Here is a 399-nt window from a genome sequence, read left to right as displayed (position 1 = left end):
CAAGCGACGCGAACGCAAGCCGCTGGCTGTGATGATGGGCTCCCTTGCCGAGGCCAAACTGCATGTCACCGGCAGCGAAGACGAGTGGACGCTGCTCGCCTCTCAGGCCAGACCCATCATCCTGCTGCGCAAACGCAAAAATGATGATCGGCACTCAGAATCTGGACAGTCAGCCACGCCGCTGGCTGAGGGGATAGCCCCAGGCATCCCCTACCTTGGGGTCATGCTCCCCTATACCCCGCTGCACCAGTTGCTGCTGGATGCCTGCGCCATGCCGCTGGTAGCCACCAGCGCCAACAGCCGCGGCAGCCCGATCCTCATCGAGTGCGAGGCGGTGGTCAGGGAACTCGGCAGCGAGATTGACGGCATCCTGGATCACAATCGCCCCATCCTGCACCC

1 protein-coding gene is annotated in these 399 nt (G+C 63.4%); it reads left to right on the top strand.

What is annotated here, in order from left to right; all coding sequences use genetic code 11:
• Positions 1-399: Sua5/YciO/YrdC/YwlC family protein (locus tag AACS24_RS04760; protein WP_258223104.1), on the top strand; the 399-nt coding region annotated here is incomplete at both ends.

Source organism: Aeromonas sp. HMWF016, from assembly GCF_963878195.1.
GTDB classification, from domain to species: domain Bacteria; phylum Pseudomonadota; class Gammaproteobacteria; order Enterobacterales; family Aeromonadaceae; genus Aeromonas; species Aeromonas lacus.
This window is presented reverse-complemented; position numbering and strand designations above follow the sequence as displayed.